Annotated in this window: 14 protein-coding genes; 7 read left to right on the plus strand and 7 right to left on the minus strand. The window is 65.3% G+C overall.

Going from position 1 to position 15,100, the window contains the following annotated elements:
- Positions 1-4: 4 nt before the first annotated feature.
- The 4 genes from I6F38_RS37345 to I6F38_RS37360 form a co-directional block, all read right to left on the minus strand.
- A complete protein-coding gene (locus I6F38_RS37345) occupies positions 5-733 on the minus strand; it encodes an ABC transporter ATP-binding protein (protein WP_225163933.1) in 729 nt (242 codons plus the stop codon).
- Positions 733-2,505: a branched-chain amino acid ABC transporter ATP-binding protein/permease gene (locus I6F38_RS37350; RefSeq protein ID WP_141339479.1), complete on the minus strand. Its 1,773-nt coding sequence runs from the start codon at positions 2,503-2,505 to the stop codon at positions 733-735. Before I6F38_RS37350 ends, I6F38_RS37345 begins: the two co-directional genes overlap by 1 nt.
- Positions 2,502-3,377 carry a branched-chain amino acid ABC transporter permease gene (locus I6F38_RS37355; protein ID WP_016841141.1) on the minus strand — a complete coding sequence of 292 codons (876 nt, stop codon included), beginning with the start codon at positions 3,375-3,377 and terminating at the stop codon, positions 2,502-2,504. Before I6F38_RS37355 ends, I6F38_RS37350 begins: the two co-directional genes overlap by 4 nt.
- Before the next feature lie 75 nt (positions 3,378-3,452).
- A complete protein-coding gene (locus I6F38_RS37360) occupies positions 3,453-4,598 on the minus strand; it encodes an ABC transporter substrate-binding protein (RefSeq protein WP_225163916.1) in 1,146 nt (381 codons plus the stop codon).
- A gap of 289 nt (positions 4,599-4,887) precedes the next feature.
- On the opposite strand from I6F38_RS37360, the gene I6F38_RS37365 reads away from it, so the two are divergent.
- The gene (locus tag I6F38_RS37365; RefSeq protein ID WP_028331738.1) at positions 4,888-5,883 is read left to right on the plus strand and encodes a GntR family transcriptional regulator; all 996 of its coding nucleotides are present in this window, start codon (positions 4,888-4,890) and stop codon (positions 5,881-5,883) included.
- A 25-nt stretch (positions 5,884-5,908) separates the two neighbouring features.
- On the opposite strand, the gene hpaR is transcribed toward I6F38_RS37365, so the two are convergent.
- The gene (gene hpaR / locus I6F38_RS37370) at positions 5,909-6,442 is read right to left on the minus strand and encodes a homoprotocatechuate degradation operon regulator HpaR (protein WP_225163917.1); all 534 of its coding nucleotides are present in this window, start codon (positions 6,440-6,442) and stop codon (positions 5,909-5,911) included.
- Positions 6,443-6,552: 110 nt separating this feature from the next.
- On the opposite strand from hpaR, the gene hpaH reads away from it, so the two are divergent.
- The 6 genes from hpaH to I6F38_RS37400 all read left to right on the plus strand — a co-directional run bounded on the left by hpaH (position 6,553) and on the right by I6F38_RS37400 (position 13,108).
- Entirely contained in the window at positions 6,553-7,359 is an 807-nt protein-coding gene (gene hpaH / locus I6F38_RS37375; protein WP_225163918.1) for a 2-oxo-hept-4-ene-1,7-dioate hydratase, read from the plus strand.
- A gap of 21 nt (positions 7,360-7,380) precedes the next feature.
- Positions 7,381-7,779: a 5-carboxymethyl-2-hydroxymuconate Delta-isomerase gene (locus I6F38_RS37380; protein WP_225163919.1), complete on the plus strand. Its 399-nt coding sequence runs from the start codon at positions 7,381-7,383 to the stop codon at positions 7,777-7,779.
- Positions 7,772-9,316, plus strand: a complete 1,545-nt coding sequence (gene hpaE, locus I6F38_RS37385) for a 5-carboxymethyl-2-hydroxymuconate semialdehyde dehydrogenase (RefSeq protein WP_225163920.1) — start codon at positions 7,772-7,774, stop codon at positions 9,314-9,316. The genes I6F38_RS37380 and hpaE overlap by 8 nt, the downstream gene beginning before the upstream one ends.
- 107 nt (positions 9,317-9,423) lie before the next feature.
- Positions 9,424-10,407, plus strand: coding sequence for a 3,4-dihydroxyphenylacetate 2,3-dioxygenase (gene hpaD / locus I6F38_RS37390; RefSeq protein ID WP_225163921.1), 984 nt, complete (start codon positions 9,424-9,426; stop codon positions 10,405-10,407).
- Positions 10,408-10,582: 175 nt separating this feature from the next.
- A complete protein-coding gene (locus tag I6F38_RS37395) occupies positions 10,583-11,455 on the plus strand; it encodes a fumarylacetoacetate hydrolase family protein (RefSeq protein ID WP_225163922.1) in 873 nt (290 codons plus the stop codon).
- A gap of 24 nt (positions 11,456-11,479) precedes the next feature.
- Positions 11,480-13,108, plus strand: coding sequence for a thiamine pyrophosphate-dependent enzyme (locus tag I6F38_RS37400; RefSeq protein ID WP_225163923.1), 1,629 nt, complete (start codon positions 11,480-11,482; stop codon positions 13,106-13,108).
- Positions 13,109-13,198: 90 nt separating this feature from the next.
- Here the strand turns inward: I6F38_RS37400 and I6F38_RS37405 are convergent, their stop codons facing one another.
- Both I6F38_RS37405 and alkB read right to left on the minus strand, forming a co-directional pair.
- Positions 13,199-14,413, minus strand: coding sequence for an MFS transporter (locus I6F38_RS37405; RefSeq protein ID WP_225163924.1), 1,215 nt, complete (start codon positions 14,411-14,413; stop codon positions 13,199-13,201).
- Between the two features lie 26 nt (positions 14,414-14,439).
- Complete coding sequence (gene alkB, locus I6F38_RS37410; protein ID WP_225163925.1) at positions 14,440-15,093, minus strand: DNA oxidative demethylase AlkB; 654 nt, start codon at positions 15,091-15,093, stop codon at positions 14,440-14,442.
- Between the last annotated feature and the right edge of the window lie 7 nt (positions 15,094-15,100).

Below are 15,100 nucleotides of genomic sequence, written 5' to 3' on the forward strand. Positions count from 1 at the left end.
GTTGTCAGGCGTGGGTCTTGGCGTGGCCGCCGAGATAGGCCGCGGCGATGGCTTCATTGCCCCACAATTCGTCGGGCTTGCCGCCCAGCACAATCCGCCCCGTTTCCAGGACGAAGCCATGATCGGCGACCGAAAGTCCCATGCGCGCATTTTGCTCGACGAGCAAGACCGTGGTGTCCTTCCTGATCTGCGAAATGATGCGGAACACCGCCTGCACGATTACGGGCGCCAGCCCGAGCGACGGTTCGTCGAGCAGCAGCAGCCGCGGCTTGGCCATCAGGCCGCGCGCCACCGCGACCATCTGCAGCTGGCCGCCGGACAGCGTCCAGCCGAGCGCGTTGGAAAAGGCGCGGATGTCCGGAAATAGGTCGAACATCGCGTCGGCCTCGCGCGAGATCTGCGACGCCGGCACCTTCCGGTTCGACGCGCCGAGCATGATGTTTTCTTTCACGGTGAGGCCCGGAAACACGCGGCGGCCTTCCGGCACATGCGAGATGCCGAGCCGGACGATCGCTTCCGGCCCGAGGCCGGCGATCGAGTGGCCGTCGAACATAATGTCGCCTGAGGCGGGCTTGGCGAGGCCTGAGATCGCGCGCAGCGTGGTCGACTTGCCGGCGCCGTTGGCGCCGAGCAGCGTGACCACCTGGCCCTGCTCCACGGCGATGGTGATGCCGCGCAGCGCCTCGATCTCGCCGTAGCGGACCACGAGATTACGGATTTCGAGCAGCGGCATCATTCGCTCCCGAGATAGGCGGAGACGACGTCGGGATGGCGCAGCACCGCCATCGACTCGCCGTCCGCGATGCGGCGTCCGAAGTTCAGCACGGTGATGTGCTGGGCGGCTTCCGACACCAGCGTCATGTCGTGATCGATGATCAGGATGGTGAGGCCCTGGGCAGCGATGCGCTTCAGCAGCTCATGCAACTCCAGCTTCTCGGTCGAGTTGAGACCGGCGGCCGGCTCGTCGAGCAGCAGCAGCGTCGGGTTCGACGCCAGCGCCCGCGCGATCTCGATCAGGCGCTGGTGGCCGTAGGAGAAGCTCGAGATCAATTCGTTGGCGCGGTTGCCGAGGCCGACGAAGGTCAGCGCCTCCATCGCGCGCTCGGTCAGCGCGTCCTCGCCCTTCCCGATCATGGTGTTGCCGGGACGCTCGGCGCCGATCTCGACATTCTCCAGCGCGGTCATCGAACGGAACAGGCGGATGTTCTGGAAGGTGCGTCCGAGGCCGGCCGCCGTGCGCTGGTGCGGCGCCATGTTGGTGATGTCGGTGCCGTCGAGCACGATCCTGCCCGCGGTCGCCTTGTAGAGACCGGACAGCACGTTCAGCGTCGTGGTCTTGCCGGAGCCGTTGGGTCCGATCAGCGCATGCACGCTGCCGCGCTTCACCGCGATATCGACGCCGTCGACCGCCTTGAGGCCGCCGAAATGCTTCGAGAGCCCGGTCACTTCGAGCACGATGTCGCCGCCTGACGTCGCCGGCTTGAGCTGCAAGGCCGCCGCGGCCGGCGGCGCCTTGGTGTGCGCACGCCAACGCGTGAATGCGTCCGACACAAAACCCCAGATACCGTCGGGCATGAAGCGGATGATCAGGATCACGAACAGGCCGTAGATCGCCAGATAAAGTCCCGGCACGCTCTTCAGGAAGCGCAGCCATTCCGGGATCAGGATCAAGAGGCCCGTGCCGATCACCGAGCCGATCGGCGAGGCCACGCCGCCGAGCAGCGACATGGTCAGGAACACGATCGATTCCGCGAACGAGAACTGGTCCGGGCTGACATAGGCGAAGCCGCCGGCGAACAGGCCACCGGCCAGACCGCCGAGCAACGCGCAGAGGCCGAACGCGTAGATCTTGGTGCGGAACACGTCGATGCCGTTGACGCCGGCCGCAAGCTCGTTGTCGCGCACCGCGCGCATGGCGCGGCCAAGCTTGGTGTCCGGTAGATGCCAGACCAGGTAACCGACGATCGCGAGCATCGCGACGCAGAAGGCCAGATAGCTCTGCGAGGACTGGAACAGCTCCGGCCGGCGAATGTTGGCGACGCCGTCCGGCCCGTGGGTCACGCCGATGGCATTGATCATCACCAGCGTCACGATCTGCTGGAACGAGATCGTCACCATCGCAAGGTAGTGCCCGCCCAATCTGAGCGTCGACATGCCGAGGAACGCGCCGGCGATCAGCGTGATCGCGCATGCGCCAACCAGGCAGAGCCAGAAGTTCAGGTGCAGGTCCGCGGTGCCGAGCCCGACCACATAGGCGCCGAAGCCGAAGAACGCGGCCTGCGCCAGGTTGATCTGGCCGCACAGGCCGAGCACGACCGACAGCCCGAACACCGCGATCGAGAAGGTCGTGGCCTGCAGCAGGATGTTGAGGATGTAACCGTCGAACCGCATGCCGGCGGCGAGCGCCACCAGCACCGCGGCGCCGATGAAATACGGCAGATGACGGATGATCAGCGGCTTCGAGCGCACGGCCGGCGCGGGGATCATGTTGTCGGTGGCGCTCATGCTTTCTCCGCGACACGTTCGCCGAAGATGCCCTGCGGCCGGAACACCAGGAAAGCGATCAGCACCAGGAAGGCAAAGCCGTCCTTGTACGGCACTGAAATATAGGCGGCGCCGAACGTCTCGATGACGCCGAGCGCGAGGCCACCGACGATAGCGCCGGCAACGTCACCGAAGCCACCGATGATGGTCGCGGCAAACGCCTTCAGCGCAATCGTCGAGCCCATCTGGATCGAGACGAACAGCACCGGCGCCACAAGGATGCCGGCGAGACCGCCGAGCACGGCCGAATAGATGAAGGTGATCATGATCATGGTGGAAACGGAAATGCCGAGCAGCGAGGCCATTTCCTTGTCCTGCGAGGTCGCCTGCAGCTTCTTGCCGAGCAGCGTCTTCTCGAAGAACCAGAAATTGAACAGCACCAGGAGGATCGTGACGCCGATGATCAAAAGATACTGGCTGTCGAGATAGACCGGGCCGAGCTGGATGCCGGGCGTATCGAACCAGCCCTGCAGCACCTGCGGCTGCGGGCCATAGATCGCAAGCACCGAGTTCGACAGCAGGATCGAGGCGCCAATGGTGGCGATGATCACGGGCAGATAGGTACGATTGCGCAGCGGATAATAGACGCCGAGATTGAAGATGACGCCGAACAACGCCATGCCGGCGAGCGCGATCAGGAACGACAGCCAGTAAGGCCAGCCGAGATCGACCGAGAACACCACCATCAGATAGGCGGCGACCATCGAGAACTCGCCTTGCGCGAAGTTCACCACGTTGGTGGCACGGAAGATCAGCACGAAACCGAGCGCGACCAGCGCGTAGACCGCGCCGATGCCGATTCCGGTAAAAAGCAGTTGGAGGACGAGATCCATGACGAGCGCTCGATCTGAGAATTGTGTCGCGAACGAACGGCCTCTCCGAGGTGGCCCGGAGAGGCCGAACCGCTATCAATCGTTGAAGTCGATATGCTTGTCGTAGACGATCTTGCCCTTGTCGTTCTTCACGACGTTGTAGCCGTGCAGACCGTCGCCGTTCTTGTCGAAGTTGTATTCACCCTCGGCGCCGGCGAATTTCTGCGTCGCAAGGATGGCGTCGCGGATCTTGTTCGGATCGGTCGAGCCCGCCTTGTTGATTGCCGCCGACAGGATGGTGATCGCATCGTACGGCCAGGCGCTCTGGTTGTCGGGCGCGGTCTTGTAGGCATCGCGATAGGCCTTGCCGAACGCCTTCGCGGCATCGCTCGAATCTTCGGCGAAGTCGGCGACGCCGTAGGTGTTGAACAGCGCGGGGCCGGCAAGCTTGGTCGAGGAGACCGCCACCACCGAGGGCGAGCCGATCCAGGGAATGTTGACGCCGAGCTGGCGCAGCTGCCGGGCAAAGATGCCGAGATCGTTCTCGAAGGTGAAGTAGGTGCCGAGCACGTCAGCGCCGGACTGCTTCACGGCCAGCACGACCGGCGTGAAGTCCTGGCTCTGGTTGGCGTAACCCTGGTCGAGCACCGGCGGCGCGCCGAGCTTGGTCAGCGCTTCCGAGAGTGCCTTGCCGCCCGCGGTGCCGAAGGCGTCGGTGGAATGCACGATCGCCCATTTCTTCTTGCCGAGCGTGTTGACGCCGAAGTCGGCGATCACCCGGCCGGAATAATTGTCGTTCGGACGGAAACGGAACAGCCAGGGATTGCCGGAATGGGTGAGATCGGGATTGGTGCCGCCGATCATCACCGGCTTGCCGACCTTGATCACGTCGGGCGCCATCGCCTGCACCTGGGTCGAGCGGATCGAGCCGAGGAAGGCAACGATGTCGGATTGCGCGGCGAGCTTGGAGAATGCCAGCACGATGCCCGGATTGGTGGTCTGATCGTCCTCGATGACGAGCTCGACCTGCTTGCCGAGCACGCCGCCGGCCTTGTTGACCGCGGCCAGTGCCAACTTGGCGCCATTCTGGGCCCACAGCCCCTGCTCCGCAGCGGGTCCGGTCACCGGCACGCACATGCCGATCTTGATGGTCGCACCCTGCGCCCAAGCGCTGCGCATCAGCGCGGGTGCAGCGAGACCTGCCGCCAAGCCAGCGGAAAACTCACGTCTCGTCAGTTTCATTCCATCCTCCCTGTGATGCGCCGAACTTGCTGTCGGCTGCGTTGAGACGAGCTGACGCGTCGATCTGTCGACCCGTCCGCAGCCATCAAACGGCGCGACGAGCAAACGTGAGCACCGCTGCAGCGCACAAGCCGTGCAACGGCGACCATCAATCTGGCGTTTGACCCAGCTAAACATGATTGCACATTGCACGCAATAGTCAAAAGTTCGCTGGCAGAGGTGCGTAAATGCCTGCTACGAGCGACCATGACGCGATCACGTGATAGTGTGGCCAGCGGGCAGCCATTCCATGTCGATTCCACGAGCGAAATCGCAGACCAGACGAAAACAGCCGGCCTACGCGCTGATCAAGAGCGCATTGGCAAAGCACATCCGCGCCGGTGACGTGCCACCTGGCACGGTTCTTTCCGAATCGGCGATCGCGACCTTGTTCGGCTCCAGCCGCTCTCCGGTGCGGCAGGCTTTCGAACAGCTCGAGCATATCGGCCTGGTGCGGCGGTTCGACGGTCGCGGCGTCATCGCCGGCAAGCGCAAGGTCGACCCTCGGCGCGTCCCGATCACACCGGAAATGTTTGGGCTGACCGACGGCCCCGTCGATGCCGTGCGCAGCGACGCCTGGGATACGCTCTACTACAAGCTCGAACGTGAGATCATTTACCGGTCGCTGTTCGGACGCTTCCGCGTCAGCGAGCTCGCATTGGCGCGGCATTTCCGGGTGGGGCGCACGGTGGCGCGCAACCTGCTGCTGCGCGCGCAGGCGATCGGCATCCTCGAGAAGGGCGCCAAGGCGCACTGGTACGTGGTGCCGTTGGACGAGGACCGCCTCCGCGACATCTTCGAGGTGCGCGCAACGCTCGAGCCGCTGCTCCTCAAATCCGCGACGGCGACGATTCCTGCCGCCCTGCTCGACCGCATGGCGGAGCGGCTGCGCGAGGGAATCCAGCACCGCGACCGCGTCGGCGTCGGCGAACTCGATGAGATCGAAGGCGACCTCCATATCCGCTGCCTGGGTTACGGCGCCAATCGCGAGATGATCGAAGCGCTCAAGCGCACCCACTGCGCGTTCGTGATCGGCAAGCACATCCAGGTCGCCCTGACCGCGCCGCAGATCGATTCCTTCATGGACGAGCATCTGGTGATCATCGAGGCCTTGCGCGCGCGGGACGGCGACGCGGCGGCAGCCATCTTGCGCCGCCATATCGAATGGTCCCACTCGAAGGTCGCGGGCTGGATTGCCGAATTCCGCGCCATCAACGTGATTTCGCGCGTGCCCTACATGGCCTGAGGGCGAATGCCGCGCATGATCGCAGCTACTCGTCAGCCTCGATTTCGGCGTCATCGGCCGAGCCCATTCCGGCCAGGCTCGCTTCGAGCGCGCCCAGCATCTCCTGCAATTCGGCAAGCTTGCGCGCCCCGAAGCGCCGGGTGATCTCGGCATAGATCGTCTCCGACGTCGGCGCCACCGCCTCGATCAGCTTCAACCCCTTCGCGGAGATCGAGACCACCGCGCGCCGCGCGTCGTTCTCAGCCGCCTTGCGCTCGATCAACGCGCGGCCCTCGAGATCGCGCAGGATTCGCGACAGGCTCGGGCCAAGCAGAAACGCCATGCGGGCGAGCTCGGTGACCTCGATCTCGTCGACCGCGGTGAGTGCGCGCAGGATTCGCCATTGCTGCTCGGTCAGCCCGTGATTGCGCAGCGACGGACGGAATTGCCGCATCACCGCCTCGCGGGCGCGAAGCAGCGACATCGGCAGCGAGCGCGAGAACTCGCGCATCGGGGTCCGTCGCGCCGCCGCGTCGTCGCCCTGCCCGGGCCGAATGTCGTTCGAATTTTTGCGCGCCATTACCTAATCCTGCGCAACGAAATTTTGCGTCGCAGCATGCCCCGATTCAGTTTGCGGGAATTCATTTAACATGTTAATCATTTCCCGACATCCACTTTTGTGTAGCACGCATGGCCCTCTCCAAGGACGATATCCGCGCTGCCGCCGAACGGCTCGACGGCGCGGAAAAGACCCGCAAGCAAATCCGCCAGCTCTCGCTGGAATACCCCCGCATCACCCTCGAAGACGCCTACGCGATTCAGAAGGCCTGGGTCGAGATGAAGGTGGCGCAGGGCCGCGTCGTCAAGGGTCACAAGATCGGCCTGACCTCGAAGGCGATGCAGAGCGCGCTCAATATCGACGAGCCCGATTCCGGAATCCTGCTCGACGACATGTTCTTCGCCGATGGCGGCCTGGTCCCGACCGACCGCTTCATCGCCACCCGCGTCGAGGCCGAGCTTGCCTTCGTGATGAAGCATCGTCTGGCCGGGCCGAACTGCACGCTGTTCGATGTGCTGAACGCCACCGATTTTGTGGTACCGGCGCTGGAGATCCTGGATACCAGGGTCGAGCGCGTCGATCCCGAGACCAAGGCGACGCGGAAGATCTTCGACACCATCGCCGACAACGCCGCCAATGCCGGTATCGTGCTCGGCGGCCGGCCGATCCGCCCGCTGGAAGCCGACCTGCGCTGGATCGGCGCGCTGTGCTTCCGAAATGGCCAGCTCGAGGAAACCGGTCTGGCCGCCGGCGTGTTGAATCATCCGGCGACCGCGGTGGCGTGGCTCGCCAACAAGATCGCGCCGAACGGGCTGGCGCTGGAGGCCGGCCAGGTCGTGCTGGCGGGCTCCTTCATCCGTCCGATCGAGACCCGCAAAGGCGACACCATCCAGGCCGACTACGGACCGTACGGTTCCGTAAGCTGCTACTTCGCCTGACGCCTTCAGCAGGAGCGCTGCATGCCGCATTTCACGCTTGAATACTCCGCCAATCTCGACGATCTCGTCGACATGAGCGCGACGGTCGAACTGGTCCGCAAGGCCGCGGTCGAGACCGGCATCTTCCCGCTCGGCGGCATCCGCGTCCGTGCCGTCAGATGCGAGCACTATGCGATCGCCGACGGCCGCAAGAATTACGGCTTCCTCGACATGGTGCTGCGGCTCGGCGCAGGCCGCGATCTCGCCACCCGCAAGAAGGCCGGCGAGCACATCTTCAAGGCGCTATCGGCTCATCTCGATCCGGTCTTCGCCAACAGCAAATTCGCGTTGTCGTTCGACATGCAGATCAACGACAAGGAAACCAGCTGGAAACGCAACAACATCCACGACGCACTGAAGGTGGAGACGGTCAATGGATAAAGCGACAGCGAAATCGCCAGCCGACGTGTTCCAGGCCAACCGCGATCGCGCCGGCCCACTGCTTGCAAGCTTGAAAGCCGAAGGCATCGGCCATGTGATCGACGGCAAGATCGTGCCGGCGGCCTCCGGCCAGACCTTCGAGACGAGATCGCCGATTGACGGCACGGTGCTGGCGACGGTCGCACGCGGCAATGCCGAGGATATCGACCGTGCCGCAACCGCGGCGTCCAAGGCCTTCAAGGCCTGGCGCGACATGCCGGCGGCGCAGCGGCGCAAACTGCTGCATCGCGTCGCCGATGCGATCGAGGCACGCGCCGACGACATCGCCGTGCTCGAATGCATCGACACCGGCCAGGCGCACCGCTTCATGGCCAAGGCCGCGATCCGCGCCGCTGAGAATTTCCGCTTCTTCGCCGACAAATGCGGCGAGGCCCGCGACGGCCTCAACACGCCTTCGGACGAGCACTGGAACATCTCGACCCGCGTGCCGATCGGCCCGGTCGGCGTGATCACGCCGTGGAATACGCCGTTCATGCTCTCGACCTGGAAGATCGCGCCGGCGCTCGCCGCCGGCTGCACCGTGGTGCACAAGCCGGCGGAATGGTCGCCCGTCACCGCCGATCTGCTGGTCAAACTCGCAAAACAGGCCGGCATCCCCGACGGCGTGCTCAACACCGTGCATGGATTCGGCGAAGAGGCCGGCAAGGCGCTGACCGAGCACCCCGCCATCAAGGCGATCGGCTTCGTCGGCGAGAGCGCTACGGGCTCAGCGATCATGGCGCAGGGCGCGCCGACCTTGAAGCGCGTGCATTTCGAGCTCGGCGGCAAGAACCCGGTGATCGTGTTCGACGACGCCGATCTCGATCGCGCGCTCGATGCCGTCGTGTTCATGATCTACTCGCTCAATGGCGAGCGCTGCACGTCGTCGAGCCGGCTGCTGGTTCAGGAGAGCGTCGCCGGCAAGTTCATCGAGAAGCTGACCGCGCGCGTCAAGGCGCTCAAGGTTGGCCACCCCCTCGATCCCGCCACCGAGATCGGGCCGCTGATCCATGAGCGGCATCTCGCCAAGGTGTGCAGCTATTTCGACGTCGCCAAGAACGACGGCGCCACGATCGCGGTCGGCGGCAAGCCGCATGACGGTCCCGGCGGCGGCCACTATGTGCAGCCGACGCTGGTGACCGGCGCGAACGCCAAGATGCGGGTCGCGCAGGAGGAGGTGTTCGGCCCGTTCCTGACCGTGATCCCGTTCAAGGACGAGCGAGAGGCGATCGAGATCGCCAACGGCGTGCAGTACGGCCTGACCGGCTATGTCTGGACCGGCGACATGGGCCGCGCGCTGCGCGTGGCGGATGCGCTGGAAGCCGGCATGATCTGGCTCAATTCGGAGAACGTCCGCCATCTGCCGACCCCGTTCGGCGGCATGAAGTCGTCCGGCATCGGCCGCGACGGCGGCGACTACTCGTTCGACTTCTACATGGAAACCAAGCACGTCTCGCTCGCGCGCGGGACGCACAAGATTCAGAAACTGGGAATTTAGCCAGCCGTCGTTCCGGGGCGATGCGCAGCATCGAACCCGGAACCTCGAGATTCCGGGTTCTCGCTTCGCGAGCCCCGGAATGACGATAGAATTGAGGGGAAACACCGATGCCCGTTCCAACGCACGTTTTCGATCCGCCGTTCAACATCATCCGCTGCAGCCATGCCGTGCTCGACGTCACGGATCTCGACAAGAGCGCCGCCTTCTACGAGAAGACGGTCGGCCTCCACATCGAGAACCGCGACGACAAGTCGGTGTATCTGCGCGCCAGCGAGGAGCACCAGCATCACTCGGTGGTGCTGCGCAAGGCGCCGAAGGCGGCCTGCAACCGGCTTGGCTTCAAGGTCGGCAACGACGGCGACCTCGACAAGGCGGCCGCCTTCTTCTCCGAGAACGGCATCGCCTACGCTTTCGTCGACCAGCCGTTCCAGGGCCGCACCCTGCAATTCACCGATCCGTTCGGCTTCCAGATCGAGCTTTACGCTACGATGGAGAAGCGCCCCCATCTCTTGCGCCGCTACGATCTCTACAAGGGCTGCCATCCGCAGCGGCTCGACCATTTCAACGTGTTCGCCGCCGAGGTGCAGGACACAGTCGATTTCTACGCCCGGCTCGGCTTCCGCCTCACCGAATATGCCGAGGAGGACGGCGACAACGGCCGCATCGCAGCCGCCTGGATGCACCGCAAGGGCAACGTCCACGACTTCGCGATCACCAACGGCCGCGGCCCGCGCCTGCACCACATCGCCTATTGGGTACCGACCGCGATGAACATCGTGCATCTCTGCGACGTGATGGCCTCCTCCGGCTACCTCAAGAACATCGAGCGCGGCCCTGGCCGGCACGGCATCTCCAACGCCTTCTTCCTGTACATCCGCGATCCCGACGGCCACCGCATCGAGCTCTACACCAGCGATTATTTCACCGGCGATCACGACCATGAGCCGCTGCGCTGGTCGCTGCGCGATCCGCGCCGCCAGACGCTGTGGGGCGCACCGGCGCCGCGATCCTGGTTCGAGGAAGGCTCGACCTTCGCCGGCCAAGTGGTGCGCGAGCCGCGCTTCGTCGCCGACGTGCTGGTCGCGGACTAGTGAACAGGACTCCGTCCCCTCGTCGTCCCGGCCGAGTGCGCGATTGCGCATGGAGCCGGGACCCATAACCACCGAATAGGGTTGCCGAAAGAATGTCTGGCCGCGTACCCATTCCGATGGCCGCGGCGTATGGGTCCCGGCTTTCGCCGGGACGACACCAATGAATGGATTTCCGATGTCAGCCCCTCGGCTCGCCACCTATTCCTTCAACGGCGCCACCAGCTATGGCGTCGTCACCGACACCGGCATCGTCGACCTCTCGTCGCGCTTCACCAAGGACTATCCGACGCTGCGCGAGGCGATCGCCGCCGGCGCGCTGAGCAGGCTCGTGGAGGACGCCGCCAGGCGCGCGCCCGACCACGCGCTCGACGCAGTCGCGTGGCAGCCGCCGATCCCGGCGCCGGAAAAAATCATCTGCATCGGCGTCAACTACCCGGACCGCAATGCCGAATACAAGGACGGCTCGGACGCGCCGAAATACCCCAGCATGTTCCTGCGGGTGCCGCGTTCCTTCGTCGGCCACAACACGCCGGTGGTGCGGCCGCGCATCTCGCCGCAGCTCGACTATGAGGGCGAGCTGGTGCTGGTGATCGGCAAGACCGGCCGGCACATTGCGGAGAGCGCCGCGCTCGATCACGTCGCCGCGATCACGCTCAGCAATGAAGGCACCATCCGCGACTGGGTGCGCCACGCCAAGTTCAACGTCACCCAGGGCAAGAACTTCGATTCCACCGGCAGCCTCGGCCCGTGGATCGTACCCTACACCGGTGAGGCGCAGATCGCCGATATCCGTCTGACCACGCGGGTGAACGGCGAGACCCGCCAGGACGACCGCACCTCGCGCTTGATCTTCGGCTTCCGCTACCTCATCAACTACATCTCGACCTTCACGACGCTGGTTCCCGGCGACATCATCGTCACGGGCACCCCAACCGGCGCAGGTGCGCGGTTCGATCCGCCGCGCTATCTGAAGCCCGGCGATGTCGTCGAGGTCGAGGCCGAAGGCGTCGGCGTCCTGCGCAACAGCGTCGTCGACGAAGCCAACTAACCTCACCAGCAAGTGGACAGTGCCATGACCTCAACATCCGGCGGCGAAGCGATCGTCAACGGCCTCGTCGCCCACGGCGTCGACACCGTGTTCGGCCTGCCCGGCGCGCAGATCTATGGCCTGTTCGATGCGTTCCACCAAGCCCAGCTCAAGGTGATCGGCGCCCGGCATGAGCAGGCCTGCGGCTACATGGCGTTCGGCTATGCGCGCTCCAGCGGCAAGCCCGGGGTGTTCAGCGTGGTGCCCGGCCCCGGCGTGCTCAACGCCTCGGCGGCGCTGCTCACCGCATTCGGCTGCAACGAGCCGGTGCTGTGCCTGACTGGTCAGGTGCCGACCCAGTTTCTGGGCAAGGGCCGCGGCCATCTGCACGAGATGCCGGACCAGCTCGCGACGCTGCGAACCTTCGTGAAGTGGGCCGACCGGATCGAATATCCCGACAACGCGCCCGCGCTGGTGTCGCGCGCGTTCCAGGAGATGCTGTCGGGCCGGCGCGGCCCGGCTTCGCTGGAGATGCCGTGGGATGTCTTCACCCAGCGCACCCAGGTCGCCCCCGTCAAGCGGTTCGATCCGTTGCCGGCGCCGCAGCCCGATCCGGACCGCATCAAGGCCGCCGCCGACCTGATCGCCGGCAGCAAGGCGCCGATGATCTTCGTCGGCAGCGGCGCCATCGAGGCGCGCGAGGAGATCCTCGAATTGGCCGAGGTGATCGACGCACCGGTCGTCGCATTCCGCAGCGGCCGCGGCATCGTCTCCAACGCGCATGAACTCGGGCTCACCATGGCTTCGGCCTACAAGCTCTGGCCGAAGACCGATCTGATGATTGGCATCGGCACACGCCTCGAGCTGCCGACGATGTCGCGCTGGCCCTACCAGCCGGCCGGACTGAAATGCGTGCGCATCGACATCGATCCGATCGAGCTGCGGCGCTGGCCGGCTGATGCTGGTGTGATCGCGGACGCCAGGGCCGGCACCGCCGATCTCGTCGCCGCCGTGCGCAAGGTGGGCTACCGCAGGACTTCTGGCCGCCGCGCCGCGATCCGCGAGGCAACGGCCGCGACCGAGCAGGAGATCCAGCGCATCCAGCCACAGATGGCCTATCTGAAGATCCTGCGCGAGGTGCTGCCGGCGAGCGCCATCGTCACCGACGAGCTGTCTCAGGTCGGCTTCGCCTCCTGGTACGGCTTTCCGATCTACGAGCCGCGGACCTTCGTCACCTCGGGCTATCAGGGCACGCTCGGCTCGGGTTTCCCGACCGCGCTCGGCGCCAAGGTCGCCAACCCGAACAAGCCGGTGGTCGCGATATCAGGCGACGGCGGCTTCATGTTCGGCGTGCAGGAGCTTGCCACCGCCGTGCAGTTCAAGATCGGCGTGGTGACGCTGGTGTTCAACAACAACGCCTATGGCAATGTCCGTCGCGACCAGCGCGAACGCTTCGACGGTCGCGTCGTCGCCTCCGACCTGGTGAATCCGGATTTCGTGAAGCTTGCAGAATCCTTCGGTGTCGGCGCCGCGCGGGTCACCTCGCCGGATCACTTCCGCCCCGTGCTGGAGAAGGCGCTGGCCGACGGCGGGCCTTACGTGATCTCGGTGGAAGTGCCGACGGATTCGGAAGTCTCGCCCTGGGCGTTCATCCATCCGGCGCGGAATAACTAAGCCAAACGCTCGTCATTCCGGGGCGATGCGCAGCATCGAACCCGGACTCTCGAGATTCCGGGTTCGTTTCGCGCCACGGGAATGACGACGCTAAGCGCTCTTCACCCCGCGTTGCAGCCGTGACGCGGCGATCACGAGCAGGCCGGCGCCGGCGACCGACCAGCAGGCGACCGGCGCCCAGTGCACAAGCGGCGCATAGTCCGGCATCTTCTGCAGGCCGCCGGCGACGGCCGCCATCCGCGCAAAGGTCGCAAGCGCCAGCGCCGAGAACACGAGGCCGGTGACCTTGCCTTCCGCGCCGGTCTCCCCGATCGCGAGCGCCGCGGACACCGCGCTCATCAGCATGCAACCCCAAGCGGCCCCCGCCATGAATTGCGCCACGATCAGGACGTTGAGACTGCCGGCGATCTCGGCGGCGATGATCGCAAAGGCGCCGAGCAGTCCCGCCGCGCCCATCACGATCAGGCCGCCGCGATGCTTGACGACGATGCTTGCCGGAAACATCGCGATGTTGAAGCCGATCCAGAATACCGGCATCAGCCATTGCAGCTCGTCCGCCTTGGCAAAGCGCAAATAGAACGGCGCGCTGTTGATGTTGAAGTGCAGCTGGTAGCCGAGCGACAGCAGCACCATCGATCCGATCAGGAACATCGGCACCGCCCCGAGCCGCTTCGACGGGAGCGCCAGCCGCGCCGGCTGCGCCTCCGCCGCGATGCGGCGCTCGATCCCCGAGAAGGCCAGCGCGGTCAGCAGCAGCACGACGCCCGACAGCACGAACGGCAGCCGAGCATCGTGGTTACGCAGTACGACGCCAAGATAGGGTGAGACCGCACCCGCAATGCCGTAACCCAGCATCGCCAGCGCCGCGAGGAACGGGACCGAGGGTTGCGCGCGATATTTGCCGAGCAGCGTCAGCGGCGGCGCCCGCAAGGCCGACGACGTCACGGCCCAGATCACGATCAGCACGATCAGCCAGACCTTCGCACCGGGCCCGGTGCCGGCGACGTAAGGCAATGCGATGAAGGCGGCGCAGGAGATGGCGGCAAGGATACCGACAAACAAGCCAAGGCGGCCGACCAGGCTCGAGATCCTGTCGGCAGCCATGCCCATCGCCGTGTCGGTGACGGTGAAGATGCCCTGATCCATCATCAGGATCAGGATCACGGTCGACGGCGCGATGCCGACATCGGCGCACAGCTTCGGCAGATAGATCAGATAGGTGGTCCAGCCCAGCGTGAACACGAGCTGCAGCGCGGCGAGATAGACGCCGGTGCGGTTGACGGCGCGGTCGGCCTTAGTGGTCATCCGCCAAGTCTAGACCACCCGGCGCTTCAGCGCACCTTGCGGAAGGTCAAATTGATGCGCTGGCGGCCGAGCACGCTGTGCTCGCCATCGGCGAGCGGTGCCACGCCGTGATAAAATAGCCGTGACGGGCCGCCCCACACCGCAACGTCGCCATGTTCGAGTCGATAGCGGCGCGGCGTATCGCTGCGCTTCAGGCCGCCGAACAGGAAGATCGCCGGCAGCCCGAGCGAGATCGACACGATCGGTGCGCGGTAGTCGAGCTCGTCCTTGTCCTGATGCAGCGACAGTTTTGCGCCGGGGACGTAGCGATTGATCAGGCAGGCCTCAGGCGTGAAGCCGTTGAAGCCGGCCTCCACAGCGGCGCCGGCGGCAAGCCTGCGCAACACCTCCGGCATTTCAGGCCAGGGCTGTCCCGAGTCGGGGTCAATCGGATCATAGCGATAGCCGCTGGGATCGGAGACCCAGCCGAGGCTGCCGCAATTGGTCATCGCGACCGACATGCGGTGGCCACCCGGCGTGATCAGATGCCGGAACGGCGCCTGCTTGACGATCACGCGCAATGCCGGGATCAGCTCGGCCTCGAACGGCCGGACAAAGCCGCACAGCAGCACCGCGCCATCCGCGATCGTCTCGCGCGATGGCCGGGCATCGCCAATGGTCTCGAACAGATCGGAGGCCACGCCTCTC

Source organism: Bradyrhizobium sp. BRP56, from assembly GCF_020194035.1.
In the GTDB taxonomy this organism is placed as follows: Bacteria; Pseudomonadota; Alphaproteobacteria; order Rhizobiales; family Xanthobacteraceae; genus Bradyrhizobium; species Bradyrhizobium australafricanum.